The sequence below is a fragment of the Candidatus Competibacter phosphatis genome, assembly GCF_012939995.1.
In the GTDB taxonomy this organism is placed as follows: domain Bacteria; phylum Pseudomonadota; class Gammaproteobacteria; order Competibacterales; family Competibacteraceae; genus Competibacter; species Competibacter phosphatis.
Genome location: NZ_SPMZ01000022.1, coordinates 1 through 26,863, shown reverse-complemented (window position 1 = coordinate 26,863; position 26,863 = coordinate 1). Strand labels below are relative to the sequence as shown.

Genomic DNA, 26,863 nt, shown 5'->3' with positions numbered 1-26,863 from the left:
TTGCTTTCGTTAATTAAGCTCGTTGGGTTTGTCTCAATTACCATTGTCCCTAGAGATTATACAGACCGCCAAGCCGCCTGCCTGTGTATGACGGTGCCGCAGTCGCTCCCTTTCTTGCCGCAAGTGGCGAAGGGCTGCTAATAATTGTGGTGTTGACAAATCCATGTAAGTTTTATAACTTTAAAAACAAATGTATACAAGAGAAAATGGCTACCCTTTCAAAACCAAAAAACCACCTGCTGTCAGCGGAAATTTTCATGAAGCTATCTTTTTGCACCACTTGTAAAGGACGTACTTTTCATCTAAAGCAAACGCTACCACAGAATCTGAAAGTTGTGCGTCAATTCTCTGAAGTTGAGCTGATTGTACTGAATTATAACAGTCCCGACGATTTAGATGAATGGATTAGGATGACCTTCAAAAAATGATTTTGGTTATGCCTTACAGTACTTCGTTTGCGCAGTACCATTGTACTTTCACATGACCCACGCTAAGAATGTTGCGCATCGCCTGGGCAGTGGAGACGTATTGTTTAACCTTGATGCTGACAATTTCATATGTACTGATCTGGTAACTTCTTTGCTGACCATGTTTCGCGATGATGCGAAGTTCTATGTCCGTGGCTACTACCGCGGTGGAGGTGCGGGGCGCATCGGTATGCGCCGCGAAGATTTCTATAGCATAGGAGGGTACAACGAGGAGCTAATTGGCTGGGGCATCGATGACCGAGAACTCTGTAATCGTGCGACCAGAGACCTTGGCCTTGAAGAGAGATCAATTGCCGAATTTGATTCATTTCTAAACCATCCGAACAGCGCACGCATCGAATATTTGTCCCCACAGGCTTTTGAAATCATTGGCCCTCCAGAACTTTGTGACGACAAAGAGCAGCACAGCTGGAATGTATATGCAAAATCCTCAGAGAGGTTAGCACAGAGTTGGTTACGTAGTTACCGCACAGCCTCCGAAAATAGTGTAAAAGGGTTAGCCCAAAGCCGATGGGGCATTGCCGAACTAGAAGACTTCCGCGGTGAAAGGATTAGTTTAACTTAGATTAGATTAGATTTTGTAGGTCCGCCCGTAATAATCTTGGACAACAGACGTCCCCCCAATTCCGGCCTTTATTCGCAACCTGCTGATTGGATGTCGTCTTTGCTTTGAAGAGCAGGTTGTTTCGCAGCCAATGACGACCAAGTGTCTCATTGCGTGTACAGAGCGTATTATAAAAGGTAATGTCATATTCATCAAGCTCGTCCAGGGCGTTTGCATCCAAATCGAAAGGTCCATATTTATGAATGCGCAGTTCATCTGAATGATCGATATAATCGTCGAAGCGGCCAACATCCACTTCTTGTAATTTATGGGTTGCCAATGCACGGTACATAAACTCCTTATCAGCACGACCCCACCCGTAAAAAATCTTCATCGTAGCCACCAATCTCAAGAAAGCGGCGCTTCGAAAGACCAATTCTACCCATCGCCCCTCTCTTTATACTTCCATGGGCAAGCACATTGTCGTCTTGAAATACCGAAAAAAAGGGTTTTAACAAGTTCTGTTGAAATAAAGTTGTCAGCATCAAGATTAAAAAACAAAATGTCCAGAGCCAAGCTTATGACTAACATTCTTAGCATGGGACATGTGAAAATAGACAGGGGACTTTGTTCGATAATATTTTAAAATCCCGGCCTTGATGGCGGGAAGGAACTGCTCAGAAACCAAGTCCCTTAGTTGCTCAGGACAGTTATAATCGAGAAGAACAAGCTCAGCTTCCCCTCTAAACTGTCGTAGCACCTGCAAATTTACCGGTAACGTCGATTCGAGAAATTGTCTTCTCTGCATACAAGTTGAACAAAATGAAATGTTCATATTCCCAACTTTATACCTACTGTTCGCTCATCTCTTATCCAAAAAGTTAGCGCAATTGCGCCGAAGTTATTATAGATGAGAACAGGGTCTGGAGCTATAGTCAAATCTAATGGAATGGTCGCCCCTTTTCCGAACGGCATCGATGTGCCAAGGTGGAGATAGCTAAGCTATCCCCTTCACGAAAGAGGCGACCACGATGAAGATGACGACGATCGGACTGGATTTAGCAAAGAACGTGTTTCAACTTCATGGCGTTGACGAGCGGGGCCGAGTGGTACTCAAAAAGCCAATGAAGCACGCACGAGTTTTGCCGTTCTTCGCCCAGTTGGAACCGTGTCTGATTGCATCCGATTACCCACAAATCCCAACTCATTGTTAAGATGTAATTTTTCATCAAGCGATAGGCGTGCGGCATGAGTTGGGCACAGGCCGAGTTTCACGATCTGGAGCTGGGGGATGCGCGGCGGACCCAGCGCTTGATCAAATTGGTGGACGATCTGTCGGCCCAGCCGACCGGGAGTATCCCACTGGCCTGCGGGGGCTGGCCCGAGACCAAGGCGGCCTACCGGTTGCTGGACAATCCGGCGGTGGAGTGGCGGGAGATTTTGGAGGTCCATACCACGCGGACGGTGGAGCGGATGGCCGGTCAGCCGGTGGTCTTGTGCATTCAAGACACGACCCAAGCGGATTTCACGTCGCAACCGGGGATTGCCGGGCTGGGACGACTCAGCTACGAGGCCCAGCATGGACTGTACGTGCATCCGACCTTGGCGGTGACGCCGGCCGGGGTGGCGTTGGGGGTGCTGGATGCCTGGATCTGGGTGCGCAAACCCAAAGACCAGCCCGACGTCAAGGAAAGCACCCGCTGGGTCGAAGGCTACGCGATCGTGGCCGATCTGGCGGAGACCCTCCCCGATACCCGATTGGTGTACGTGGCGGATCGGGAAGGCGACCTGCGGGCGCTGATCGATGCCGCCGCCCGGCGCGGCACGCCGGCCGATTGGCTGATCCGGTCGAAGCACGACCGCAAAACCACCACCGGCGAGAAGCTGTGGGCGCGGCTGGCCCGGAGCGAACCGCTGGGCGAGGTCGAATTCACCCTGCCGGCGGCGTCGGATCGCCCCGCCCGGTCGGTGCGGCAGACGCTGTATCGCACCGTGGCGACGCTGCCGGCCCATCACGGCCAACCCGCCGTGACCGTGACCGCGATCCTGGCGCGGGAGGAACAGCCGCCGGCGGGTGAGCAGGCGATTGAGTGGCGGCTGCTGACCAACCGGACAGCGGAAACGCTTGAGGCGGTCGTGGAACTGATTGATGGGTATCGTCGCCGCTGGCTGGTGGAAATTTTTTTTCCGGATTTGGAAATCCGGCTGCCGGGTCGAGGCCCTGCAACTGGGCACCCTGGAGCGGTTGGAACGGGCTTTGGTCCTTTACCTGATGATCGCCTGGCGCATCCTGCATCTAGTCACCTGGGGCCGGGACTGCCCGAATCTGCCCTGTGACGTGGTGTTCGATCCCGAGGAATGGCAGGCCGCCTGGATCGTGGCCCATCGCACCCCACCGCCCGAAACACCTCCACCTCTGGGCCAGATGGTGCGCCTGATCGCCGGCTTCGGCGGCTTTCTCGGCCGCAAACATGACGGTCATCCCGGTCCCAAAGCGATCTGGGAAGGGATGCAAAAAGTGAGAGCGTTTGCCATTGCCTTTGCGGCTACCCGTGCCGTGTATGTGGGGGATGGATGAATTATGGGTAATCGGATGGTGTCTGATTGGCATGGAAGCCTGCGGCGGGGCACATTATTGGGCGAGGGCGTTCGAGAAACTCGGGCACACTGTCAAGCTCATGGCTCCACAGTTCGTCAAACCCTACGTGAAAACCAACAAGAATGACGCGGCGGACGCCGAAGCGATCTGCGAAGCCGTGGACCGGCCGAACATGCGTTTCGTGCCGATCAAGACCGGCGAACAACAGGCGGTGCTGGCGCTGCATCGCGCCCGGCAAAGCCTCGTCAAGGCACGCACCGCCCAGGCGAACCAGATGCGCGGCTAGTTGGCCGAGTACGGGATCGTCATCCCGCCGGGCATCCATCAGATTGCCCAACGCCTGCCGGCGATTCTGGAGGACGGCGAGAACGATCTGCCCGGGGTATTCCGTGGGTTGCTGCTGCGCCTGGGAGAACATCTTAGAACCTGTTCACAACGCCATGAAGATAGGCGCGACTCTGTCCATCAGGAGGACAGAGCGATGGGGTATCCCAGCGACGTGAGCGACCGGGAATGGGCGGAGATCGAACGGTTTTTCGAACCCGAGCACATCGGACGGCCCCGCAAACATCCGGTGCGAAGCCTATATAACGTGATCCGGTACGTGGAGCGCAGCGGTCGCCCATGGCGGATGTTGCCGAAGGATTTTCCGCCCTGGCGCGCGGTGTCCATGACCTTCTGGCGTTTGCGTAACGCCGGAACCTGGGTGGCGATCCATCACCACTTGCGGTGCCAGGTGCGCATCAAGGCCGGACGTGATCCCGATCCCACCGTAGCCATCATGGACAGCCAGAGTGTGAAGACGGTGCAAAAAGGGGGCAACGCGGCGACGATGCCGGCCAGCGGATCAAAGGCCGCAAGCGCCACATCGCCACTGACACGCCAGGCCACCTCCTGACGGTCGTTGCGCACTCCTGCGGTATTTCCGACACACGGGGCGGTCATCGGGTGCTGATTCGATTGTTTATCCGCCTGCCCCACCTGCGCAAAATCTTCGTCGATGGCGGCTACAAGCAGGGCGTCATCGATTGGGCCAAAGCCCTGTTCGGCTACTGCCTTGAAGTCGTCAAACGACCCGATGTTCCCCAGTTTGTCGTCCTGCCCAAACGCTGGATCGTCGATATCACCCAACCACACTGCCCTCATAGAAGCATCAAGTTCCGATTGTCCTATCATTGACATCACGGCCCTGCTGAAACTTGTTGAGGTGGTTGGCAAGTTGCGGGCCGCTCCCTGCTTGCCCGAAGAGGAAGGTACCCCCGAACGGTTCCCCCCCCGCCTATAATCCGCCAACCTCTCCCGGTGTGGTCGCAGTTGCCGCCGGCCAGCCGACAACGGGTGGTGACGCTGCTCAGCCAGCTGGTGGAACGGTGGCTCGCCGCCCGCCCCCGACCGGAGGAGAACCGTAATGGTTCCGCAACCGGTGGTTGAGTGGGCGCCGCAGTGGCGGTCGGAGAAGATTCAGTCGCGGCATCTGGAGCGGTTGGCGGTGGTTTACGTGCGCCAATCCACCGTTCAGCAGGTGCTGGATCATCAAGAGTCCACCCGCTTGCAGTACGGCCTGGTCAACCAGGCGGCGGCCTTGGGCTGGCCGGCGAGCCGGGTGTTGGTCATCGATGACGACCTGGGCAAATCCGGCGCGAGCGCGGCGGGCCGGGCGGGCTTTGGCCGGCTGGTCAGCGAAGTCGGCTTGGATCATGTGGGACTGATCCTGGGCTTGGAGATGTCGCGGCTGGCCCGTTCGTCCAAGGATTGGTATCAACTGCTGGAAATCTGCGCCCTGTTTGGGACGCTGATTGCCGATCTCGATGGAGTCTACGATCCGAGCCAGTACAACGATCGCTTGCTGTTGGGGCTGAAAGGCACGATGTCGGAAGCCGAACTACATGTCCTCAAGCAACGCTTGCACCACGGCAAGCTGAACAAGGCGCGCCGGGGCGAGTTGGCCTTTGCCCTGCCGATCGGCTACGTCCGCCACCCCTCGGGCGAGGTGGGCTTCGACCCGGACGAGCAGGTACAGCACGTCGTGCGCCTGATCTTCCACCAGTTCGGCGAGTTGGGCACCTTGCATGCGCTGCTGCGCTACCTGCTCCACCACGACATCCGCCTGGGGGTACGGGTTCGCGAAGGCGTCGCTAAAGGGACGCTGGAGTGGCGCCGCCCCAGCCGGATGACACTGCAAAATCTGCTGAAAAATCCCATGTATGCGGGCGCCTACGCCTATGGCCGCCGGCAGGTGGACCCGCGCAAACACCAGCCCGGCTGCCCGCGCACGGGGCGGATGACCTGCGGACCCGAACGCTACCATGTGCTGATTCCGGATCGCGTGCCCGCCTATATCAGTTGGGCGGAGTACGAACGCCATCAAGCGCAACTGGCGGCGAACCGGGCCCGGGCCGAGGCGCGCGGGGCGGCGCGGCCGGGTGCCGCGCTGCTGGCCGGTCTGCTCGTCTGTGGCCGCTGTGGCGCTCGGATGTTCGTGCGCTATGGGGGAACCCCGCCGCTCCACAGCTACACCTGCAGTCGCCGGTCGACCGACTACGGCGAACCCGCTTGCCAGTATCTGCCGGGGCCGGCCCTGGACGCGTTCGTCAGCCGGCAGGTCCTTGAAGCGCTGGCGCCGGCGGCGCTGGAGTGCTCCTTGGCGGCGGCGGCCCACCTGGAGCAGGAACGGGCGGCGCTTGATCGGCTGTGGCGGCAACGGCTGGAGCGCGCGGCGTTTGCCGCGGACCGCGCCGCCCGTCACTACCGGCTGTGCGAGCCGGAAAACCGGCTAGTGGCGCGCTCGTTGGCCCAGGAGTGGGAGGCCGCGCTGGCCACCCAGCAGCGCCTGCAAGAGGATTACCGGCGCTTTTGCTCCCAGCAACCGCCGACGCTGTCGGCGACCGAACGGGAAGCCGTCCGCCAGCTCGCGCAGGACCTGCCGGCGCTCTGGCAGGCGCCCACCACGACGGCGGTGGAACGCAAGGCGCTGATCCGCGAGGTGATCGAGCACATCGACATCGCGAATGAGGGCCACAGCGAACGGCTGCACGTGACCCTGCAGTGGGCGGGAGGCCATCAAACCAATGGGGTCGTCATTCACCCGGTGGGCCGGTTGGCACACCTCAGTCATTACCCCCAACTCTGCGCGCGCGTCCGTCAGTTAGCGCAACAGGGCTATAAAGGCCCCAGCGATCGCCGACCGCCTGCGGCAGGAAGGCTATCATCCGCCGAAAACCGCCGAACGGTTCCGTCCCGAGACGATCCGCGCCTTGCTCCAGCAACTGGGTACCCGCCAGCCACGCCCCCGACGCGCGGTCCCGCTCCCGCCGGACGACTGGTGGTTGGCCGATCTGGCCCGCACCCTGGACATGCCCGGCACCACGTTGCACCATTGGATTCAATGCGGCTGGGTCATCGCCCGTCGCCATGAGGCGAACCGGCGCTGGATCGTCTGGGCCGATTCCGCCGAACTCGAACGGCTCCGCCAGCGCCGGGCGGTACCGGTCAGCGACACCCGCCGCCAGCGCTGGCTTGACGCCCCACCGCCCGAGACTATTACACGGGATACCCTTCGCCGATCTTAACGCTCGAGGTCATTCGCATGCCCTACCCGACGCCAAAATCATGCTTGTATGACAGCAGTGTGTTGAGCCATCGAGCGCACCTTCGCATGGTTTGCATGGCACCGAAGGCTCTCCAAGGACTTCGAGCATTCCCCCCAAGTCCTCCGAAGCGATGGTTTACATCGCTTCCAGCTCCATCATGCTCAGAAAATTATACCCTTTGTGAACAGGTTCTAAATGCAGACAATTTTGGTAATGACAAACCCTTGATGGCGTAGATTTGACGATTTGGCCATATCGAGATTGGCCGTCAATACGTGGCTGCTCCTCACGCGCCCCTGCCTCAAGACACTTGAAATTCGAGCACGGCTCTGGCTAATCGATGGTGCCGTTCTGTGGGAGAATCTGCAAGACTTGGCAATTCAAATTCAACGTCTGCATAGGAACGGCAATGGCGGAGCCTGATGGCGACATCCTGACCTTGGACGAGGTTGCGGCTTACCTGAAGGCGGGCAAGCGCACGATTTATCGGCTCGCAGCGAGCGGGGAGATCCCTGCGTTCAAGCTCGGCGGGACATGGCGCTTCTCGCGCAGCGACATCGAGAGCTGGATCAAGCAGCAATCGGCGGGCAATCCCGAACGCGCCGCGGGCAAGGCATCGAACAAGAGGGATCGGAAGTAATGCTTGGACTGACGCTACGAGAAGAATTCCGGGGCAAGCGCCTCAAGGGCACAGCCATCGAGTTATCCAACGACCAGCACACGGGCGCGACCCAGATCGCGGCCAAGCAGTTTCTGGAGATCACCTATCCCACACACGACCTGCTGAAGGGCATCGAGGCCGTCGGCCCCAACCAGGGACGCCCCGTGGTCGTGATCGGCGAACGCGGCCTCGGCAAGTCGCACTTGATGGCCGCGCTCTACCACGCGGTGACCGACCCGTCCTCGACGAGCTCGTGGCTCAATGCATGGGCAACCACGCTGGCCGAAGCCAGCATCGGCAAAATCGCCCTACGCGACGGAATGCACGTCATCGGTGAAAGCCTGCATCGACACCGCTACAAGTTCCTGTGGGATGTGTTGTTCGAGAACCATCCCCATGGCACCTACATCAAGGGCAAATGGGAAGGCCAAGGCGCATCCAAGACCGAAATCCCGTCCGACAAGCTCATCATCGAGCTGCTGGAGAAGAAGCCGACGATGCTACTGCTGGACGAATTCCAGACGTGGTACGACGGTCTCACCAACACCAAGCAGTACCCGTGGAAGAACTGGGCATTCAATTCCATCCAGATTCTTTCGGAGATCGCTAAAGAGCGCCCCGACCTGCTGGTGCTGGTGATCTCGGTGCGCAACGGTGGCAGCGATGCCTATCAGCAGGTGCATCGCGTCAACCCGGTTGCCATCGACTTCAAGGCAGGCGGCAGCGCCGAGCGCATCCAGCAGGACCGCCGTCGGATGCTGCTGCACCGCTTGTTCGACAACCGCTTGCAGATCGCCAGCGGCACCATCGAGTCGCTGGTCGAGCAACACGTCGCTGAATCCTTTCGTCTGCTGGGTGTGCCGCCCGCCGAGCAGGATCGCAAACGCCGCGAATTCACTGAATCGTGGCCCTACGCGCCGCACCTGTTTCGCCTGCTTGAAGAACAGGTGCTCATCGCCACAGATGCACAGGAAACACGCGATCTGATCCGCATCCTCGCCAACCTCTACAAGAGCCGTGGCGAGGCCGTGCCGGTACTCACCGCAGCCGACTTCCGGCTGGACGATGACGCCTCTGGCATCGGCGCGCTGCTCGAAGCCGTCGCCAACCAGCACCACCGCACGCTGCGCGAGAAGGCCCAGCAGAACATCATCTCGGTGCAGGAAGCGCGGCACGACCACGCCGCCATCGCGCCGCACCTGCAAGAAATCATCGGCGCGCTGTGGCTGCGCTCGATTGCCGTAGGCAACCTCGCTGGCGCCGAACCCGCCACGCTGCAACTGGACATCACCCGTGGCAAGCCGGTGGACGACAACGTGTTCCAGGTCGAGCTGGCGACCATCGTCGAGAACAGCTTCAACATCCATCAGGAAGGCACCAAGCTGCTGTTCCGCGAGGAAGACAACCCGCGCGCCAAGCTCATGGCCTACGCGCGCAACGACAAACTATTCACTAACGGCGTGGATCAGGCGCAGCTCGCCAAGCAGGTGCGCTATGTCATCGGCGGCAGCGACGAAGTCGCCAAGACCTTCCGAGTAATCGCCCTGCCGAAGTCATGGGTCACCGATCCGTGGATGTCGCTCAACGAAGCCGAGCAGCCCGACAAGTGGGACGACCGTCTGCCCATCCTCGTGTTACCCGAAGAGCCGGAAAAGCTCGACGCCACGCTGGGCCGCTGGCTCAAAGACCAGATGCAGAAACGCCGCAACACCGTGCGTTTCCTCTTGCCGCGCGCGGGCGGCACCAACGTCTTTCTGGATCGCGACCTGCTCATCCTCGCCCGTGCCGAAATGAAGGCGCAGGAGTGGAGCAGCCAAAACCCAGAATACAAGAAGCTACACAAGGAATTCGAGAACACCCTGCGCGACAACCTCATGAAGCGCTTCGACCGCTTCGCCGTGTTGCATCGCTGGAATTTCGCCGACCCTGCGCAATGCAAGTTCAGCGTCGAGCGCCTCGACAAGCAGGGTTCGCAGATTCCCGAAGCCATAGAAGAGGCACTGACCAGCGATCTGTTCGTGCCGGAGGACTTCGAGGAACTAGTGCTGGAATATGCTAACAACAACGAATCGGTAGGCAAGCTGCTTCGCGAATTTCAAGAGCCGCGACCGGCTGGGCAAGACTGCATCCCGTGGCTGGGCGAGACGGCGATGAAGGAGCGCCTGCTGCGCCTGTGCTCCAAAGGCAAGGTCGCCATCAACGTGCGTGGCATGGAATACCTGCAAACCTATCCGGGCGAGGACGAGGACTCGGCGTGGCGGCGGTTGCGGCCCAAGCTCTCACTCACGGGCCGCCACCTCGACGACGTGTTTGTAATGTTGCCCTCGGCAGTGCCTGCGACGGGCGGTTCCACACCGTCCGCGCCAGCACCCGCACCAACCAATGGTGGCGGGTTGTTCGGCGGCGATGGCGGGACGACACTCGCGCCCGGAGGCGACGCGCCTCCCGGCATCCCACCTGCGCCCACGCCGGGTGGAATCTTCGGTGGCGACAGCAGTACTGCCAAGCCTCGCATTCCGCTGTCGAACCCCGCCACGTCGCCGCTCAACCTGATCGGCAAGATCGAAGGCTGGGGCATTGGCCCGGCCACGAAGGTGGCAGAGGTATCCATCAAGGTCTCCACCGCCACCGGCGCGCAGCTCAAGGAACTGCTCAAAAAACTGCCCGAAGGCATGACCTTCGAGCTGAACCTTGAGAAGGAGGACGACTGATGGCACTGACCGCTGCCGCACTGCACGCCTTTACACAAGGCTCGGATGCCGACGCTTGGCGCGTCATCGTCGGCCATGCTGTTGAAATTGCCCGCAAGCCGCTGGCTGCGGGCAACGCGCCCAGCGAGGTCGTCAAGCGCGACCGCGAAATCGGCGAGCTGGATTTGTTTCTCTCCTCCAGCGGCTGGGATTTGTGGCAAGTCTTCGGCACCAGCGTCGAGCGCACCTCGGATCGCTTGGTTCGCTGGTGGGGCGAGCCGTTCAGCGCCAAAGCCGTGCTCATCCTCGATGGCTTGTCCCTGCGTGAACTGCCGTGGCTGTTGCAGGGCGCGAAGGAACGCGGCTTCACCGCGCACGAGGTTGCTGCGTGCGCCTCCGAGCTGCCCGGCGAAACCGATGAATTCGCCCGCGCTCTCGGTTTCGCCAGCCGCAGCAAGCTCCAAAACAACGGCGGCGGCCTCGCGCACAAGCTGCAAGTCGCCAGCACCGAATCAGTGGACCTGCCGTGGAAGGACTGCGAAGCCCTGATCGGCAGCGCGCCGAACCAGATCTTTTGGCACCACTGGCCTGACGCCAAGCTGCACGACGGCTCCGGCGCGGGCCAGGGGCTGGAGCCGCTGACGAAGGATGTGGCCAAGCAACTGTCTAGCGATGACTTCTGGGCTTTCGTCAAGCGTCTGGCGACTGGACGGCGGCTAATCATCACCTCCGACCACGGCTACGCGGCCACCGGCTACTTCCCCGACGCGGATGGCGATGTTGGCCAGTTCCTCAAGCAGACATTTTCCAGCGGACGCAGCAAGACGGGTACGGGGAATACCGGCCCCTTCGTGCCGCCCGTGGCATTGCAGATCAACAGCCCTCATGGCGCACACCTGCTGGCCTTGGGCCGCAGGAAGTGGCGCAACCAAGGCGGCTATCCGACGCTGACGCATGGCGGCTTGTCGCTACTGGAAGTGCTGTCGCCTTTCGTCGAGCTGACCAAGTAAGGATTGCGGCTGATGGCCACCAAAAAAGAACTACTCGCACAAGAGGTCGCCAAGGCCGTCGGCGCAGGCAAGGCCGTCGCGCTGGAAACGGTGGACTTCAACGATCCGAATCGCCCCAAGACCTGTCTGGAGGTGGATTTCCCTATCCTGCCTGTCAATCAGGTGGCGGTGATCGAGGGCAACGCGGGCAAGCCCATCTACCAGATGTCGAAGTGGTGGGCGCGGCGGCGCTCCAGCGTGTTCCGCTCGATGCTAATCGCGGCGGCAACCAAAGCGCCGGAAGATCCCTCGCACGCGGCCAAGCTGGTGTGGGACAACTACTACGCCAACCACCAGAAGAAAGGCGCGTTCAAGCACCTGAAGGTGGCGGACATCTTCATGGGCGGCGGCACCACGCTGGTGGAAGGCTCACGCCTCGGGATGCAGATGATCGGCAACGACCTCAACCCGGTCGCGTGGTTCGTGGTCAAGCAGGAACTGGCCAATGTCGATCTGGAGCGAGTGAAGAAGCTCCTCGCCGACATCGAGGCCGAGGTCAAGCCGCAGATCATGCCGTACTACTACTGCGACGGCCCGCAAGGCGAGAAAGGCAAATGGACGCATCTGCCCACGGGCAAGGCGATGCCCGCCGACTTCGACCCGCTCGCCGTCCCGCGCGATGAGCGCAAGGACTACCGCTACGAAGGCCCGGAAATCATTTATACCTTCTGGGCCAAGCATGGGCCGTGTCAGGTGACAGGGTGCGGCCACCGCACGCCGATCATGACCAGCCTGGTTATGGCGGTGAAGACATTGGCGGTGAAGTCGTGGGAACACACCTGCGGCAAATGCGGCGAAGCCTTTGATGTGGAAGAAGAAGCCGCGCGCATGGCTCCCGACGTACCGTTCTACGTTGCCCCCACCGAATCGCCGTATTCCGTGCTCGACCGCCGAAAGGGCGTGATCTGCCCCCACTGCGGCTACACCGCGCTGGCGAACCTCGACAAGGGCAAGAACAAGAAGGTGGAGCTGAGTCTGCTGGTGCATCCGCAATGGCTGGCGGGTGAGGCGAAGCAGGATGCGAACGGCCAGTCCTACGGTGGATCGGCGCAGGACGACGTGGCGGCGACCACGCGGTGGGATGCGGCACGCGCCGCGAAGATTCGCCTGCTGGAAGTGCGCGGCGCGCTGCCAGACGAAGTGACCGACCCGGAAACGGAAATCACGTTCGCGCCAGAGAACGGCACGGTGCCGAAAGCGGCAAACTTCACATGCGCTGCTTGTGGCGCGGTGCAACCCATCGTCGTTGCTATTGAGGCAACGAAGAAGACTGCGCCATCAAGCATGTATGCCATCCAGGGTTATGCGCCCAAGCGTGATGCCGCAGGCAAACCCTACGGTGGCCGCTTCTTTTCCGCTGCAGACGGCGCTTTCGCCAGGCAATACGACGCAGCTTTTAAGGAATGGGAGGAGCGTAAAGAGTCCGACTTGAAGGACTACTGGCCCCGGAGCGCCATTCCGTTCGGGCACATGACTCACCAGCGGCAGCCGCTGCCGCAGCATGGCTGCCTGAATTGGATGGACATGTTCAATCCGCGCCAGTTGCTGGTGCATTCGCAGTTGCTTAAGGCTATCGTCGAGGTCGGGAACTACGACTGGGCTGTCCGTGAGTATGTGCTTGGGGCATTCCAGAACTACCTGCGCAACCAGAGCGTTCTAGCTTTCTGGCACATCAAAAAGGATCACTTTGTTCCAGCGCTGTCGAACAACAACTTTCACCCGAAATCGACACTGATTGAGGTTGGTGTCTTCACCCCGATGGGCTACGGCCCTTGGAATTCTTGTGTTCCCGTTCTCCTTGAGGGCCGCGATTGGGCGATGCAGCCGTGGGAGGCGGTGAGCGCAGAAAGCTTGAAGCGCAAGGATGCCGCGCTTGCTGGGGCGATCGGTGGCAAGAGCGAGAAGGTTTTTCCGGGCGACTCGGTAAACGGTGCAGACCTTTTCTGTGGCTCCTCCACGGAATTGGCGACGGTTGCTGATTCCAGCCTCGATTTGGTCATCACCGACCCGCCTTTCGGTGGCCTGCTGCATTACTCGGAGCTGTCCGATTTCTTCTACGTCTGGCTACGCCTCGCGCTGAAGGACAAGTATCCGGATTACTTCCGCGCCGAGTACACGCCCAAGTCACTGGAGGCGGTGGCCAACCGCGCCCGCGAGCCGGAAGACCCAGATGGTTTCTATCAGCGTCTGCTCACGCAATGCTGGCGCGAAGCGCATCGCGTGCTCAAGCCCAGCGGCATCCTGGCCTTCACCTTCCACCACAGCGAGGACGAGCCGTGGGTGGCGGTGCTGGAGTCTCTGTTCGACGCGGGCTACTACCTCGAAGCGACGTACCCCATCCGCTCCGACGAAACCAAGGGTGAAGGCGAATTCGGCTCCAAGACCATCGAGTACGACATCATCCACGTCTGTCGCAAACGCACCGAGGAACCGAAACCGGTGAGCTGGGGTCGCATGCGCCGCGAAGTGATGGCCGACGTGCGTCAGTTGCAGGCCATGCTGGAGAACCACGTGAAGGAAGGTCTGCCCGCCGCCGACATTCAGGTCATCCGGCGCGGCAAGGCGCTGGAGTACTTCTCGCGCCACTACGGCAAGGTGTATGTGGATGAAGGGCGCACCATCTCCGTCAGGGACGCGCTGGTCGGCATCAACCAGCTTATCGACGAAGACGCCGACAAGGGCAAGGAAGCGCCTCCGGTCAACGCCGAGCCGATGACGCGCCAGTTTCTGCGCACCTTCGGCAATGCCGCCGAGCTGAAGCGCGACCAGTTGCAGAAGTTCCTCAAAGGCTCCATCACCACACCGGACGAGTTCGTGCAGCGCGGTTGGTGCGCGGAGAAGAACAAAGTGTTCACCCGCACCGATCCGCTGGATTTCGCGCGCGAGTGGTCTGGCAGGCATCGCCGCAAGCTGACGTCCGATCTGGATCAGGCGCTGGTGCTGGTCGGCGCGTGCTTCGACAACAGCGGCATCAATGCATCGGACACGCTGAAGAACGAAAACTTCAAGCCGCACGTCGCATTGAAGCCACTGCTGGAATGGCTACATCGCAATGGCCCGGATCAGGCCACCCGCAATGCGGCATCGCGTGCGACGACGATCTACAACACATGGGCATCCAGCCAAGGGCCGCAGCCTTTGCAGGCTTCTCTGTTCGATGACGATGGGGAGTACGGGCGATGAGGCAACTGCTCGATACGGTGTGGCAGCGTCGCGGCACCAGTTGGGTGTGGGACGAGGAAGCGCGCAACCAGATCTGCGCGGCCAGTGAGGTCTGGAGCCTGCGCCAGTTCCTGCGTGCTGCCAGCGTGCCGGGCGACTGGCCGGACGACCTGCCCAGCAATGGCAGTAAAACGCTCGTGGTCGCCGGGCTGGACGGCAGCCTCGATCTACTGACACCGACGGATGCCGAAGCGTGGCTGGCCGATACGATCAAACCCGCCATCCTGTCGTTTCAGGACGAGTACCAAGGCGATGCGGCGCTGGTGTTCTGGTTGCCCGGTGGCCATAGCCGTATCAAGGTGCAGGCGGCCACTGACGAGGTGGGCTGGCTGTGCCACACGCCCCACGGGCATCAGCTCGACTTCGGTCGCGTCCTGTGGGGACAGGCCAACGAATACCCGCAGGAAATCCTGCTGGCCCCCGGCGCGAAGGCTGCTGGGCTTTTTCATTTGCGCATTACCTAGGGTCACTGCATGACTTCAATCCTTCCGATCAACCTACAGGACCTGCTTTATTTCCGGGGCGTTGAGTCGTCACGCGTGGAGTTCAAAGCCTCCTGGAATGAGGAGTTCACCGGCGCGCAGGTGATCCGCACCATCTGCGCCTACGCCAACGATTTCCAGAACCTCAACGGCGGCTACATCGTGATTGGTGTGGCCGAAGCCGACGGAGCCGCCGTGCTGCCCCCCCAAGGGCCTGACCACCACCGAGCTGGAAGACGCTCAAAAGTGGATCAGAGGGCGCTGTAACACAATAGATCCGGTGTATCAGCCAATCGTCTCGCCAGAGGTGGTGGACGGAAAACACCTGCTGGTGATCTGGGCACCGGGCAGCCAGGTTCGTCCGCATCAAGCCCCAGAGCATTCTGGGAAAGGGGCGCAGCGCAAGTATTACATTCGCATCGAGTCCAGCAGCGTGGATGCCGATAGCAAGCCAGAACTGAAAACCCAGTTGGTACAGCTCACGGCTCGCGTTCCGTTTGATGACCGTCGCGCCTTGCAGGCGAGCATGCTGGACATCCGCGAAACCAAGGTACGGGAGTTTCTGCACGATGTGGGCAGTGGCCTGGTGGAAGAACAGGACACCCGCAGCCTGTATCGAAGCCTGCGCATCGCCGAGCCGGTCAATGGACACGATGCACCGCGCAATGTAGGTCTGCTGTTCTTCAGTCAAAATCCAGAACAGTGGTTCCCCGGCGCTCGAATCGAGGTGGTGCAGTTTGCCGACGATGCCGCCGGCAACATGCTAGAAGAAAAGGCGTTTGAGAAGCGCCCCATTCACGAGCAACTCCGGGAGTGCCTGACTTACCTGGAGAGCCTGTCGGCGCGACTGATTCAGAAGCTGCCCAGAACCTCTAAGGCGGCACACTGGGTCAGCTTCCCCTCGCTCGCACTGCGCGAGACTTTGGTGAACGCGGTGTATCACCGTTCCTACGAAGGGACTAGTGAGCCGATCAAGGTGTATTTGTATTCGGATCGACTGGAAATCATCAGCTACCCCGGCCCTGTGCCCGGCATCGAACAAACGCATCTCGACGGCAGGGCGCCGATCCCGCCAGTGCCCGCCAGGAATCGGCGTATCGGCGAGCTGCTGAAGGAGCTACGACTGGCCGAAGGACGTGGAACGGGAATCCCGAAAGTGCGCCGCTCTATGACGCAGAACGGCTCAGAACCACCACGTTTCGATTTTGATGCGGATCGCAGCTATTTCAGGGTAACGCTTCCCGCTCATCCCGAGTACCAGGCCATACTGGCGATTCAGGACGTGGCGAACCTGCGCGCAGTTGGCGACAACAGCGGCGCGATGCGGCGCTTGAAGGAGGCCCACGCGCGACATCCCAGCGCAGTTGCCATCGCAATCGAACTGGTGAAAGAGCAGTTGGTGCGCGATGACATCCATGCTGCCGAAGAGGTGTATGAGACGGTCAGGAAGGCCAACCCGACCGCGAACCTTGCCGCGATTATCACGCAGATCGCCGCCGCCTACCTCGACAACAATCGCCAGAAAGATGCGACCGCTTGGTTGGATCGTCTGCCGATGCTGGACGCCGTTGAAGAAGCTTTCGACGCGGCGATTCAGGAGAAGCGTGCAGGCCGCTTGGAGCGAGCGCATAGCTACTTCAAGGCCGCCGGCGATGCGGTGGCCACCGATGTCAAAGCCTTGCATGAGTTTGCGCAGGTGAAGATGAAGCTGGCCGAGAAAGTGCGCCCAGGCGGCCCCGCTGGGAACAAGGGGGCCTATCTGCGGCAGCTCAGAGAAGCCGAAGAAATGCTGCGCCGTGTGGTGCAGATGGATGCCCCGCGCACCCGACACGCCTGGGCCTGGTTCGACCTGGGCCGCGTGTTGAATTGGAGCAGAGCGCCGAAGCAAGAGATTCGTGCTGCCTTCGAGAAGGCGGTAGAGATTGATCCTAGCGAAAAGCGGTTTCAGGAAGCCCTCGGTAGGCTCGACAGGGAAGGACATGCTGGATAGTCCTGCCCCGTTCGCGCCTGGCGAGCGCATCACCCACCATGAGTATGGCCAGGGCGTGGTACTCGACCTGGAGCGTGACGGCTACCTCCGCGCATTTTTCAGCATTGGCGAACGCCGAGTGCCCGTCGCCTCGCTACGGCGCGAACTCACGCGCACTGAGCGCATCCTGCGTGCAGTGGATGGCGGCGCGGAGCGCGGGCGCAAGGCGTGGCTATCCTACGAAGCGCACGCACTTCCGGTGATGGAAAGCGCCTCGGCGCTGACCTCGGCCAAGATTGACCTGCTGCCGCACCAGGTGGTGCTGACGCATCGCATTGCTACCGCGTCGCCCCGGCGCTACCTGATCGCCGACGAGGTGGGCTTGGGCAAAACCATCGAAACTGCGCTGATCCTGCGTGAGCTGGCCAGCCGCGGCGAATTGAAGCGCGCGCTGATGGTGGTGCCCGCTGGTCTTGTGAACAACTGGCACCGCGAATTGAACGAGGTGTTCAATCTCGACTTCGAGGTGTTCGGCTCCGAGGGCGACATCACCGACCGCAAGACCAACGCCTTCGCCAAGCATGACCGGCTGATCGCCAGCATCGACACCCTGAAGCGCCCGGCGCGCATCAAGCGCCTGCTGGATGCGCCGCGTTGGGATCTGGTGGTGTTCGACGAAGCGCACCACTTGACCGCCTACCGTACCGGCGGCAAGGTGCGCAAAACGGAGAACTACAAGCTGGCCGAGGCGTTGAAGGATCATTCGCGCGACCTCGTGTTGTTGTCAGCCACGCCACATCAGGGCAATCACTTCCAGTTCTGGATGCTGGCGCAACTGCTGAACCCGACGCTGTTCCATAGCCCGGAGGAGATGGTGGAGGAGCGGCACCGGCTCAACACGGTGATGTTCCGCCGCACCAAGGCGGACGCCTGCCAGCCCGATGGCTCGCCGCTGTTCGCGCGGCGCTGGGTTCACACCGAATCCTTCGTGATGAACCAAGCCGAGCGGCTGTTCTACGAGAAGCTGCGCGAGTATCTGGAGGACGGCTTCGACCTCGCGCGCCGCCAGGGCAATCAGGGGCGCGCGCTGGGCTTCCTGATGGCGATCTTCCAGAAGATCGCGGCATCGAGCTTTGCCGCCGTGCGCCGCACGCTCAAGCGCCGCTTGCTGATGCTGACACTGCACGAGGCGTTCCTGCGCGACAAGGAACTGGACATCGAAGGCCGCGAACGGCTGACCGAAGAAGCGCGCAATCTGATTCACGAGGAATTCGGTTTGCCGCGCGACAGCGTCGGGCGTTGCGAGGTGGATCGTGTGCTGGCCGATCTGAAGTACCGGTTGGTCAAGAAGCTGGACGAAAAGGCGCTGGAGATGGCCTCCGACCCCTACGGCAGCGAGTATTCGGCCACGCACGCGGAAGAAGCCGCTTCGGCGGTGGTGAACCTGCATCTGCCCGAGGAGCGCCTGCGCGTCGGCGACCTGCTGCGCGTGTTCCCGGCAGAGCGCGAAACCAAGATGCAAAAGCTGCTCAATGGCTTGGGCACGCTGTGGCGGCAGAACCCCAACGAGAAGATCGTGATCTTTGCCACCTACCTCGGCACGGTGAACATGATCGCCCGTGAGACCGAACAGGCCTTCCCCGGTCAGGGCGTCGCCGTGCTGCGCGGCGGCGACCACGGCGCGAAGGTGGCGGCGGAGCGGCGCTTCCGCCACAAGGACGGCCCGCGCGTACTGGTCTGCACGGCGGCCGGGCGCGAAGGCATCAACCTGCAATTTGCGCGCGTCTTGTTCAATTTCGATCTGCCGTGGAACCCGATGGAAATGGAGCAGCGCATCGGGCGCATCCATCGCTACGGCCAGAGCCACACCGCGCAGGTCTACAACCTTGTGCTGTCCGACACCATCGAAGGCCGCATCTTCCTGCTGCTCGACGAAAAGCTGACCGAGATCGCTCGCACTGTCGGCAAGGTGGACGATCAGGGCAACGTGGCCGAAGATCTGCGTGCACAGATTCTTGGGCAGTTGTCGGAACGCTTGAACTACGACCGCCTGTATCAGGAGGCGCTGTCCGACCCGGAGCTGAAACGCACGCAGGTGGAGCTGGAGGCGGCGCTATCGAATTCCCGCGAAGCGCGGCAGGTGGTGTTCGACTTGTTCCAAGACCTCGACGGCTTCAGCCTCGACGACTACAAGCCCTTCTCGGACGTGTCGTCCAGCCTGGATCGGCTGGTGCGCTTTCTGTCGGCAGCGGTCGCGGATCACCAGCAGAAACTGGTCAAGGTAGACGATGCAACCTACGACCTCGTTACCGTCGAAGGCACGCACCGTGCCCGCTTCACCCTGAGCCGTGAAGCCGCGACCAATCAGGACGATCTGCAACTGATGGGCTTGGATCACCCTTTGGTACAGGACGAGTTGGGCCGCTGGCGCAGCGTGCCGCCGGAGGAAGTCGGCATCGCCGTGTCCGGCGACGTCGACGAGCTGGTGCTGCTGTCGCTGTGGATGGTTGAAGCATCGGCTGGCAAGGGCGAACGCCGCGTGGTCGTGCAGCCCATTGCCGTCAAACAGGACGGCACGCGCGTTCCGGCGGTCGAGCGCCTGTGCGAGAAGTTCCTGCAAGCGCCGCCTGCCAAACCGATGTTCCGGCCCGAACAGCGGAGCGACCTGTTCACCCACGCCGTTGAACCGACCCTGCAGCGGGAGCTGAAACACAAGGGAGCCGCGAATGGCGATGGCAGCTATTCGGTGGAACTGATCAGCTACGTCGAAATCATCGGTCGGGAGGCGTGATGCTGGACGAATACTCCATCGAGCAAGGCGCAACGCAGATCTTCGACGCCCGCAGCAAGGAATACTTCTCCGAGGTGTTGAACTGCTACGCGGCGGGCGACTACCGGTCGACTGTCGTGATGCTGTGGTCGGTCGTGGTCTGTAACCTGCTATTCAAGCTCCAGCATCTCGTCGATCTCTACGGTGACGACAAGGCCAAGACCATTCTGGTCGAGATCGGCAAGCTGCAGCAGGCCAACGAATGGTCTTCGGAATGGGAATCGAAGATGGTGGAGTCGGTGGCCGAGCAGACACAGTTGCTCGACATCGCCGAGCGGGAGAACCTGCTGCACCTGCAACGTCAGCGCCACCTTGCTGCGCACCCAGTGGTCAACGCCAATTTCCAGATGCATCGCCTGAACCGTGACACGGCTCGTGCCCTGATTCGCAACGCGCTCGACAGCCTGCTCATGAAGGCGCCGATCTTGTCCAAGCAGATCGTGGGTGACCTGGTCGAAGATCTTGAGTAGGTGTCCGGCATCCTGATCGACGACAAGAAGCTGAAGGCGTACTTGGAAAGCAAGTATTTCTCGCGCTTCAATCCGGAGGTCGAGAAGGGTGTCTTCAAGGCTCTGTGGAAGTTCGTGTTCCGGCTGACGGACGAGCGGTGCGAGAAGAACCGCGCCATCAACTACAGCGCATTGACCCTGCTGTATGGCCGCAACCCCACGCAGTTTCAAGCGCAGGTCGAGGCCGACAGAGACTATTTCAGCACGATTGCCACAGGTGGCTCACCCCCTGTGTGCCTAATACACTTCCTGTCGCGCTCGGCGGGCATCTACCGGTCTCTGGCGGATCACGCGAAAACGGGGTCTGCTCGGGATATGTGTAAATTTTTATCACTTCTTACTGGTTGAAGGGATGGTGTCCGAAAAAGGGTTTGCGGCTATGATTTTCAACTATTTGTTTTTAAAAAGTTTATTATGCGAGTAAGCGTGTCCAATAAAGGTTTACCTTTCAGGACACTCGCGCTATCAAAAGCAGCATGTTGTCCTTTGACATCGGAAGATTTTAACCTAGTCAACTAGTTGATTTATAAATCGTTACGATTGATAAAACTGCCGTGTGATAAAAATTTACACGTATCCCGAGCAGACCCCTATTACGGTATCATCGGTAACATGCGTGCACTGGATCGGTTCCACTTCTGTGTGGGGCGGTTGTGGATTAAATGGCTGGGACGCCGCTCACAACGGGCACGGATCAACTGGGACGAAGCCCGGCGATTACTGGAACGTCAGCCATTGCCAGTACCCCGCATACTCCAGGCGCGCTAACGTCACTAAGCGAATCTTGCTTTCGAGGAGCCGGATGCCTTAGAACGTGTTCACGATCTCCTGAGCAGCAATGCCAGGAATGCCAAGTGGACGAACTGCAGGCTGGTATTGAGCCAGCGCTCGCGGTTTTTCGATAGTCTGCGATTCTTGTCCAGCCAAGCAAAGCTGCGCTCCACCACCCAACGCTTGGGCATGACTTTGAAGGTGTGCAGCTCGCTGCGTTTGGCAATCTGCACAGTGACCTGCTCGCCCAGCACCTCGCGCACGCCCCGCGCAAAGGGCTCGCCCGTGTAGCTGCTGTCGGTCAGTACGCTTTGCACTCGGTTCAGCGCTGCCTTGCGGCGCTTGAAGGCCTGCAAGGCTCCCTTGCGGTCCGTGACCTCTGCCGTGGTCACCGCCACCGCATGCGGCAACCCCTGGGTATCCACCGCGATGTGGCGCTTGATGCCCGAGACCTTCTGGCCGGCGTCATAGCCCTTCAGGTCCGCTGTGTCCGTGTTCTTCACACGCTGTGCGTCCACGATCAAGAGCGTGCTGGAGGCGTTACGCCCCTGTCGCTCGCGGGCCGCGCCAACCTGATTTTTTAATGCCCGCTCCAGCAGGCTCACGCCATCCTGGCCCGGCTCGCTCCACTGGGCGAAGTACGAATGCACCGTGCGCCACTTGGGAAAGTCACTGGGCAGCGCTCGCCACTGGCAGCCCGTGCGTAGCAGGTACAGCACGGCGCAAAACACCTCGTACAGGTCTACCGTCCTGGGCTTGGTTTTGCGCCTGGCCTGCTCCAGCAGCGGCAAAAGTTGCCCAAACTGTTCTCTACTGATGTCACTGGGGTATCTCTTCGTACGCATCCCCCGATGTTCGCAGACTCAGCAGGAGATCGTGAACACGTTCTAATACTACAGTTGTAGATAATACAAGTTTATACTTCATCTGGATTTTTTGCCGAGAGAACGGTTGGTGATGGGTGAAGCGTGGCAGGATGAATGGGAAGGAGACGCGAGGGATTGGGAAGCGGCCTGGGCCGAGTGGGTTGCGGAACTGGGTGGTTACGCGAAACGGTTCGAGACGCGCGAATGGCTGGCGGCGTATCTCCAGGGGTTGCTGGGTGGGGTGGAACGACGCAATTGTTGGCAGTTGGCGGAAGCACGAGGGGAGGCCCATCCCTATGGATTCCAGCACTTACTGGGCCGTGCCCGATGGGATGCGGACGGGGTGCGGGATGCGGCGCGGGCTCGGGTGATCCATGCGCTGGCGGATGCGGAAGGCGTCTTGATCGTCGATGAAACCGGCTTTTTGAAGAAAGGCCGCCATTCTGCTGGGGTGCAGCGCCAAGATAGTGGCACGGCGGGCCGGATCGAGAACAGTCAGGTCGGCGTGTTTCTGGCCTATGCCAGTTGTTGGGGACAGGGGTTGATCGACCGCGCCTTGTTTCTCCCGGAAGCGTGGTCGGCGGATCGCGCGCGCTGTCAGCGGGCGGGCATCGATGACGACGTGGCGCACCAGCCGAAAACCGAACTGGCGCGTGAAATGATTCTGCGGGCTTTGGACGCGGGCATCCCGGCCCGTTGGGTCACCGGCGATGCGGTGTATGGAGAGAGCGATCGCCTGCGCGCCAGTCTGGAGGAGCGGAATCAACCCTATGTTCTGGCGGTCAGTGGTAAAACTTATTTCTGGCAGGGTGGGGTCCAATACGCAGTGCGGGACGTCTTGGCCGCCCTCGCCACCGACCCGCAGACCGCGTGGGCGCGGCTCAGCGCGGGGGCTGGCGGCCAAGGACCCCGTGAGTACGAATGGACTTGCCAACCGATCAACACGCCGCCCGAGGCGATCGGCCAACGCTATCTTCTGGTCCGCCGCACCTTGGATGAGGGGCGTCTGACCGCCTATTTGGCCTTCGCGCCCGTGACCTGTTCCTTGGCCGAATTGGCCTTGGCCGCCGGTGCCCGTTGGGCCATCGAACGCTGCTTTCAAGAAACCAAGTCGCAACTGGGCCTGGATCAGTACGAAGTGCGGACCTGGCACGGCTGGTACCGGCATATCACGCTGGTCATGGCCGCTTATGCCTTCCTCGTCGGTTGTCGACAGCGTGTGTTGAAAAAAAACCTCTACCGCTTCCAGATAGACCCGTCACGGTCACGGTCTCCTTGGCCGACCTTCGCCGTTGGTTATGGTTTATCACCCCTCTGACCGGACCGTTTTCTCACCGAAACTGTATGCTCCATTGGTTCCGTTGGCGACGCCGTCATCAGCGCATCGCCCAGTATTTTCATTGGCGGCGACGACAACGTGCAAAGTCCTGTCCTCTCTCCATGACTTTATGGGAGTTTCTACAACTGTAGTACTAATTCCATTTCCAATTCTATAGTGAAGCTATAATCCAGGGCCAAGCGACGATGGAGCTGTTGAGGGTCGTTGCGGTTGCATCGCCACGGCAAAGCCCGCCGTGTAACCGGCTGCGTAACCTTGCTGGCGCCCGAAACCCAGGGCGACCGCGCCGGTGAGGATCAACGCCGCCGCCATCGCCACCGCGCCACCCAGCACCCAGGGCCAGCGGGCGGCGAAGCCGGCCGCGAGCGCGATCCGGCGGGCGGACTGTTGAATAGTCTTCTCCAACGAGGCGTGCGCCGCGACCGCCGCTTGCGCCACCTCGACGGCGGCGGCTTCCGTCCGCTGTTGGACCTGCTGTTTCGCCTGGGCGATATGCCGGTCGCTCTCGTTTTTACACTCGATCAGCAGTTCGCGCGCGGCGCCCCGGATCATCGCCGGAAACCGCTCGTAGAGGTTCAGGTAATACTCCAGCGCCACGAAGAGGGTCCACACGGCATCGTCGTCGCGCAGCCGCAGGGCATTGCGGATCGCGTCGAACCGCGCCCGTTCCGCTCCGTTCGGCAAGCGGCCCACGACCTGTTGAAAGGCGCTCTCGTGGAGAGCGGGGCCGGGCGGGACATCGGCGGCTCGGGTCACGGATTCAGTCGGTGCGTTCATCAAGACCTCCAAGATCGGGAAAGCGGGGTCGCATTGACGAGGGCCGCGTTCAAGCGGTCGCCGCGTGGGTTTCGTCGTCAGGCCGATCCGCCGTGGGGCGTCCGGCCATCGGCACGATGGCGTCGAAAACGAGCCGGGTTTGCTCGCGCCAACGCTCCAACTCGATGCGGCCGCCAAAATCAAGCCCATCGTTGCGTTGCTCATCCAGCGCCGTGGAGATGGCCAGCCGCCCCAGGCGCAAGGCATCGCTCACCCGGTCGGCCAAGTCTGGAAAGGTCAGCGACCGGCCGCCGCGCGCCTCGATCCGCTGGCGATGCGGCGAGGTGTTGTACAGCTCGAACTTCTCGGTCGGGCCGAAATGTCCGTTGCGGACGACATGCGTTTGTGCGTCGGGCATGATCTTCAGATAGTCTTCCAGCAGCTCCAGGCTGTCTCGCTGGCGATTGATCACCCACAAGGTGACCAAGGGACGGTTCAGCTTAGCCAGAGCCTTGGTCAGCAGGGGACCGTGGGCCACGATCCCTCGGTCGTTCCGGGCCGCCGTATTGATCACCACCACATGATGCGGGTGCTGGGAGAGCGTGGTGCTCAGGACGATCCAGCCATCGACCTCGTCCAGGTCCAGGGTCAGCGCCTGGACACCCGATACGTTTTGGTAGGCCCGCCACACATCCGGTACCGAGATATCCGTTTCCACCAATAAGACCGGTAGGCCGCGTTGCAGGAGATCGTCCACCAGCGCCTCGCCGACCATCGATTTGCCGACGCCGCCCTTGCAGCCGCCGATCAAGAACAGGGGGGAGGATCGATTCGTTCATCGTGCGTGCTCCTTGGAGTTAGGAAGACGGTTTGTACCAGTCGATGGGTCGTTCGGGCCGTGGCGTGAAGGTACCGGGCTCGGCCGCTGGCGGATCGGCGGGCCGCTCACCCGACGGATCGCGCGGCGGCTGGACGGGCGGTTCCGAGGGCGTCTCCGCCCAGGCGGTGTCCAGCCGGACAATCGCATCGGGCGATCCCCCGCGCGGTGGTGCGTTCGGCACGGGTGACGGTTCGCCCACGGGCGGTCGATCCGCTGGCGGGACCCTCCGTGGCGAGACCCTCCGGTTGGGGTCGACCGGACCGAGATAGCGGCGCAGGGTATCGGGGCGGATATCGATGCCCCACTGGCTCAAGACCTCGGCCAAGGCCGCGAATGAGTAGTGGCGATCCACCAACGCCTCGATCAGCGGCTCGCGTAACTGTTCGATCAGATCCCGCTGGGTACGTGGTCGCGCCGTCGGCGGAACCGCCGGCAAGGCGGCCAGTTCGCGCGAAAGGGCGGCGACATCCACGGAGCGGACCGGAGGGACGGAGGGTTTTCGGTGCTCGATATTATGTTTCTTCATATCAAGGAATATTGGATTGCACGGAACCTCCCCTCTCAACCGTGGCGTGAGGATTGGAGGAATCACGCGACCGCCAGGCCCACCACGGAGTCGAAGGTCATCCGCCGGAAACGGTCCGTCGCGCCGACCGGTCGATGGGACCAAGATAATGACGTAGGGTCGTGGGGTGGATGTCGATGCCCCGCTGACCCAAGACCTCGGCCAAGGCCGCGAACGAGTAGTGGCGGTCCACCAACGCATCGACCAGCGGCCCGCGTAGCTGTTCGATCAGATCCCGCTTGCTGCTCTTGCGTGGCGTCAACCGGGCGGGTGGCAAGGCGGCAAGTTCCCGCGCGAGGGCCACCAAGTCCAAGGCGCGGGGTTTTGGCTTTCTTTTTGAGGGTCGCTCGCTCATTGAATCCACTCCGTGTGAGGCGCGAAAATATTTATGTTATAATCTATAACAAATAATATATTTTGCAAGCAGCCGGGATGTTCGCATGAAGAGCGTCCGGTTTGGAGATGGACTGTCCGCTGAACGGTCAGCGGATTCCCAACGGATTCCGGGCGGATTCCCNACGGATTCCCAACGGATTCCCAACGGATTCCGGGCGGATTCCGGGCGGAATCCCAGCGGATTCCGGGCGGATTCCAAGGCTGGCCCACACGCGGCGGAGGGTCATCGAGGGTGGTCAATCGTGATTACAGGATGGGAGTTGTCACACATGCTGCGCTCGTGACAACTCACAAGATCCGGCTCGGCGCTGCGCTTCTCGCCGCTGGCGGGGATCATTCGACCAGGCATCAGGCTGTCCGCTTGCGGGTGGCGCCATCGAACGCAGTGAGGAGCCGATGACGATGAAACCAGAAACCAGTGTTCAGAAAGCGTGGCGTGGACCGGAAGAAGCGACCGGTATGGATAAAGTCATCAACGTGCGGCTGCCGATGGCGGAGAAGGTGGCTTTACAGCAGATGGCGTTTCAGGCGGGTCTGTCGTTGAGCGCGCTGGTCCGTCGGTGCTGCTGGGGCCGCAAGGTGGTGACTGACCCTGCCCTGGGCATCATGGAATACCTGCGTCGAGGGAGCGAGGAAATCCGTGCCGCGCACCTCCAC

At 60.8% G+C, this 26,863-nt stretch carries 22 protein-coding genes and 4 pseudogenes; 20 read left to right on the top strand and 6 right to left on the bottom strand.

All coding sequences use genetic code 11. The features are described from left to right. The first annotated feature begins 480 nt into the window (after window positions 1–480). Window positions 481–1,053, top strand: a complete 573-nt coding sequence (locus tag E4P82_RS08160; protein WP_169248425.1) for a galactosyltransferase-related protein — start codon at window positions 481–483, stop codon at window positions 1,051–1,053. 1 nt (window position 1,054) lies between these two features. Here the strand turns inward: E4P82_RS08160 and E4P82_RS08155 are convergent, their stop codons facing one another. Continuing rightward, window positions 1,055–1,426 carry a hypothetical protein gene (locus E4P82_RS08155; protein WP_169248424.1) on the bottom strand — a complete coding sequence of 124 codons (372 nt, stop codon included), beginning with the start codon at window positions 1,424–1,426 and terminating at the stop codon, window positions 1,055–1,057. Window positions 1,427–2,063: 637 nt separating this feature from the next. Here E4P82_RS08155 and E4P82_RS21950 point away from each other — a divergent pair. The 17 genes and pseudogenes from E4P82_RS21950 to E4P82_RS08080 all read left to right on the top strand — a co-directional run. Then, a pseudogene (locus E4P82_RS21950) lies at window positions 2,064–2,210 on the top strand (IS110 family transposase); the annotation flags it as partial. Between the two features lie 70 nt (window positions 2,211–2,280). Then, a pseudogene (locus E4P82_RS08150) lies at window positions 2,281–3,610 on the top strand (IS4 family transposase). A gap of 19 nt (window positions 3,611–3,629) precedes the next feature. After that, window positions 3,630–4,070: pseudogene (locus E4P82_RS08145) on the top strand (IS110 family RNA-guided transposase); the annotation flags it as partial. Between the two features lie 42 nt (window positions 4,071–4,112). Further along, a complete protein-coding gene (locus E4P82_RS08140) occupies window positions 4,113–4,529 on the top strand; it encodes a transposase (protein ID WP_169248488.1) in 417 nt (138 codons plus the stop codon). Then, window positions 4,478–4,810, top strand: coding sequence for a transposase (locus E4P82_RS08135; RefSeq protein ID WP_169248487.1), 333 nt, complete (start codon window positions 4,478–4,480; stop codon window positions 4,808–4,810). Before E4P82_RS08140 ends, E4P82_RS08135 begins: the two co-directional genes overlap by 52 nt. 229 nt (window positions 4,811–5,039) lie before the next feature. Then, window positions 5,040–7,046 carry a recombinase family protein gene (locus E4P82_RS22795; RefSeq protein WP_281383667.1) on the top strand — a complete coding sequence of 669 codons (2,007 nt, stop codon included), beginning with the start codon at window positions 5,040–5,042 and terminating at the stop codon, window positions 7,044–7,046. A 223-nt stretch (window positions 7,047–7,269) separates the two neighbouring features. Next, window positions 7,270–7,362 (top strand): annotated as a pseudogene (locus E4P82_RS23580) (IS5/IS1182 family transposase); the annotation flags it as partial. A 268-nt stretch (window positions 7,363–7,630) separates the two neighbouring features. Next, complete coding sequence (locus tag E4P82_RS08125; protein WP_169248423.1) at window positions 7,631–7,861, top strand: helix-turn-helix domain-containing protein; 231 nt, start codon at window positions 7,631–7,633, stop codon at window positions 7,859–7,861. Then, on the top strand, window positions 7,861–10,593 hold the full coding sequence (locus E4P82_RS08120) for a DUF499 domain-containing protein (RefSeq protein WP_169248422.1): 2,733 nt from the start codon (window positions 7,861–7,863) through the stop codon (window positions 10,591–10,593). The genes E4P82_RS08125 and E4P82_RS08120 overlap by 1 nt, the downstream gene beginning before the upstream one ends. Beyond that, the gene (locus E4P82_RS08115; RefSeq protein ID WP_169248421.1) at window positions 10,593–11,582 is read left to right on the top strand and encodes a hypothetical protein; all 990 of its coding nucleotides are present in this window, start codon (window positions 10,593–10,595) and stop codon (window positions 11,580–11,582) included. Before E4P82_RS08120 ends, E4P82_RS08115 begins: the two co-directional genes overlap by 1 nt. Before the next feature lie 12 nt (window positions 11,583–11,594). Then, window positions 11,595–14,804 carry a DUF1156 domain-containing protein gene (locus tag E4P82_RS08110; RefSeq protein ID WP_169248420.1) on the top strand — a complete coding sequence of 1,070 codons (3,210 nt, stop codon included), beginning with the start codon at window positions 11,595–11,597 and terminating at the stop codon, window positions 14,802–14,804. After that, window positions 14,801–15,307 carry a hypothetical protein gene (locus E4P82_RS08105; protein ID WP_169248419.1) on the top strand — a complete coding sequence of 169 codons (507 nt, stop codon included), beginning with the start codon at window positions 14,801–14,803 and terminating at the stop codon, window positions 15,305–15,307. Before E4P82_RS08110 ends, E4P82_RS08105 begins: the two co-directional genes overlap by 4 nt. 9 nt (window positions 15,308–15,316) lie before the next feature. Further along, window positions 15,317–15,592, top strand: coding sequence for an AlbA family DNA-binding domain-containing protein (locus tag E4P82_RS08100; RefSeq protein WP_169248418.1), 276 nt, complete (start codon window positions 15,317–15,319; stop codon window positions 15,590–15,592). Window positions 15,593–15,605: 13 nt separating this feature from the next. Further along, a complete protein-coding gene (locus E4P82_RS08095) occupies window positions 15,606–17,315 on the top strand; it encodes an ATP-binding protein (protein ID WP_169248417.1) in 1,710 nt (569 codons plus the stop codon). Then, complete coding sequence (locus E4P82_RS08090; protein WP_169248416.1) at window positions 17,305–20,085, top strand: DEAD/DEAH box helicase; 2,781 nt, start codon at window positions 17,305–17,307, stop codon at window positions 20,083–20,085. The genes E4P82_RS08095 and E4P82_RS08090 overlap by 11 nt, the downstream gene beginning before the upstream one ends. Beyond that, window positions 20,085–20,594 carry a hypothetical protein gene (locus tag E4P82_RS08085; RefSeq protein WP_169248415.1) on the top strand — a complete coding sequence of 170 codons (510 nt, stop codon included), beginning with the start codon at window positions 20,085–20,087 and terminating at the stop codon, window positions 20,592–20,594. Before E4P82_RS08090 ends, E4P82_RS08085 begins: the two co-directional genes overlap by 1 nt. Further along, complete coding sequence (locus E4P82_RS08080; protein ID WP_169248414.1) at window positions 20,595–20,981, top strand: hypothetical protein; 387 nt, start codon at window positions 20,595–20,597, stop codon at window positions 20,979–20,981. Between the two features lie 470 nt (window positions 20,982–21,451). Here E4P82_RS08080 and E4P82_RS08075 read toward each other — a convergent pair whose 3' ends face one another. Beyond that, window positions 21,452–22,249 carry an IS5 family transposase gene (locus E4P82_RS08075; protein ID WP_169248413.1) on the bottom strand — a complete coding sequence of 266 codons (798 nt, stop codon included), beginning with the start codon at window positions 22,247–22,249 and terminating at the stop codon, window positions 21,452–21,454. A 112-nt stretch (window positions 22,250–22,361) separates the two neighbouring features. Between E4P82_RS08075 and E4P82_RS08070 the strand changes: the two genes are divergently transcribed. After that, complete coding sequence (locus E4P82_RS08070) at window positions 22,362–23,588, top strand: IS701 family transposase (RefSeq protein ID WP_246327447.1); 1,227 nt, start codon at window positions 22,362–22,364, stop codon at window positions 23,586–23,588. 183 nt (window positions 23,589–23,771) lie between these two features. Here E4P82_RS08070 and E4P82_RS08065 read toward each other — a convergent pair whose 3' ends face one another. The 4 genes from E4P82_RS08065 to E4P82_RS08050 all read right to left on the bottom strand — a co-directional run bounded on the left by E4P82_RS08065 (window position 23,772) and on the right by E4P82_RS08050 (window position 26,165). Further along, window positions 23,772–24,386 carry a hypothetical protein gene (locus E4P82_RS08065; protein WP_169248412.1) on the bottom strand — a complete coding sequence of 205 codons (615 nt, stop codon included), beginning with the start codon at window positions 24,384–24,386 and terminating at the stop codon, window positions 23,772–23,774. 49 nt (window positions 24,387–24,435) lie between these two features. Beyond that, window positions 24,436–25,176: a P-loop NTPase family protein gene (locus tag E4P82_RS08060; RefSeq protein ID WP_246327446.1), complete on the bottom strand. Its 741-nt coding sequence runs from the start codon at window positions 25,174–25,176 to the stop codon at window positions 24,436–24,438. A gap of 46 nt (window positions 25,177–25,222) precedes the next feature. Further along, complete coding sequence (locus E4P82_RS08055; protein WP_169248411.1) at window positions 25,223–25,717, bottom strand: hypothetical protein; 495 nt, start codon at window positions 25,715–25,717, stop codon at window positions 25,223–25,225. Between the two features lie 151 nt (window positions 25,718–25,868). Beyond that, a complete protein-coding gene (locus tag E4P82_RS08050) occupies window positions 25,869–26,165 on the bottom strand; it encodes a hypothetical protein (RefSeq protein WP_169248410.1) in 297 nt (98 codons plus the stop codon). A 443-nt stretch (window positions 26,166–26,608) separates the two neighbouring features. On the opposite strand from E4P82_RS08050, the gene E4P82_RS08045 reads away from it, so the two are divergent. Next, a partial coding sequence (locus tag E4P82_RS08045) for a plasmid mobilization protein (protein WP_420887076.1) occupies window positions 26,609–26,863 on the top strand: 255 nt, incomplete at its 3' end.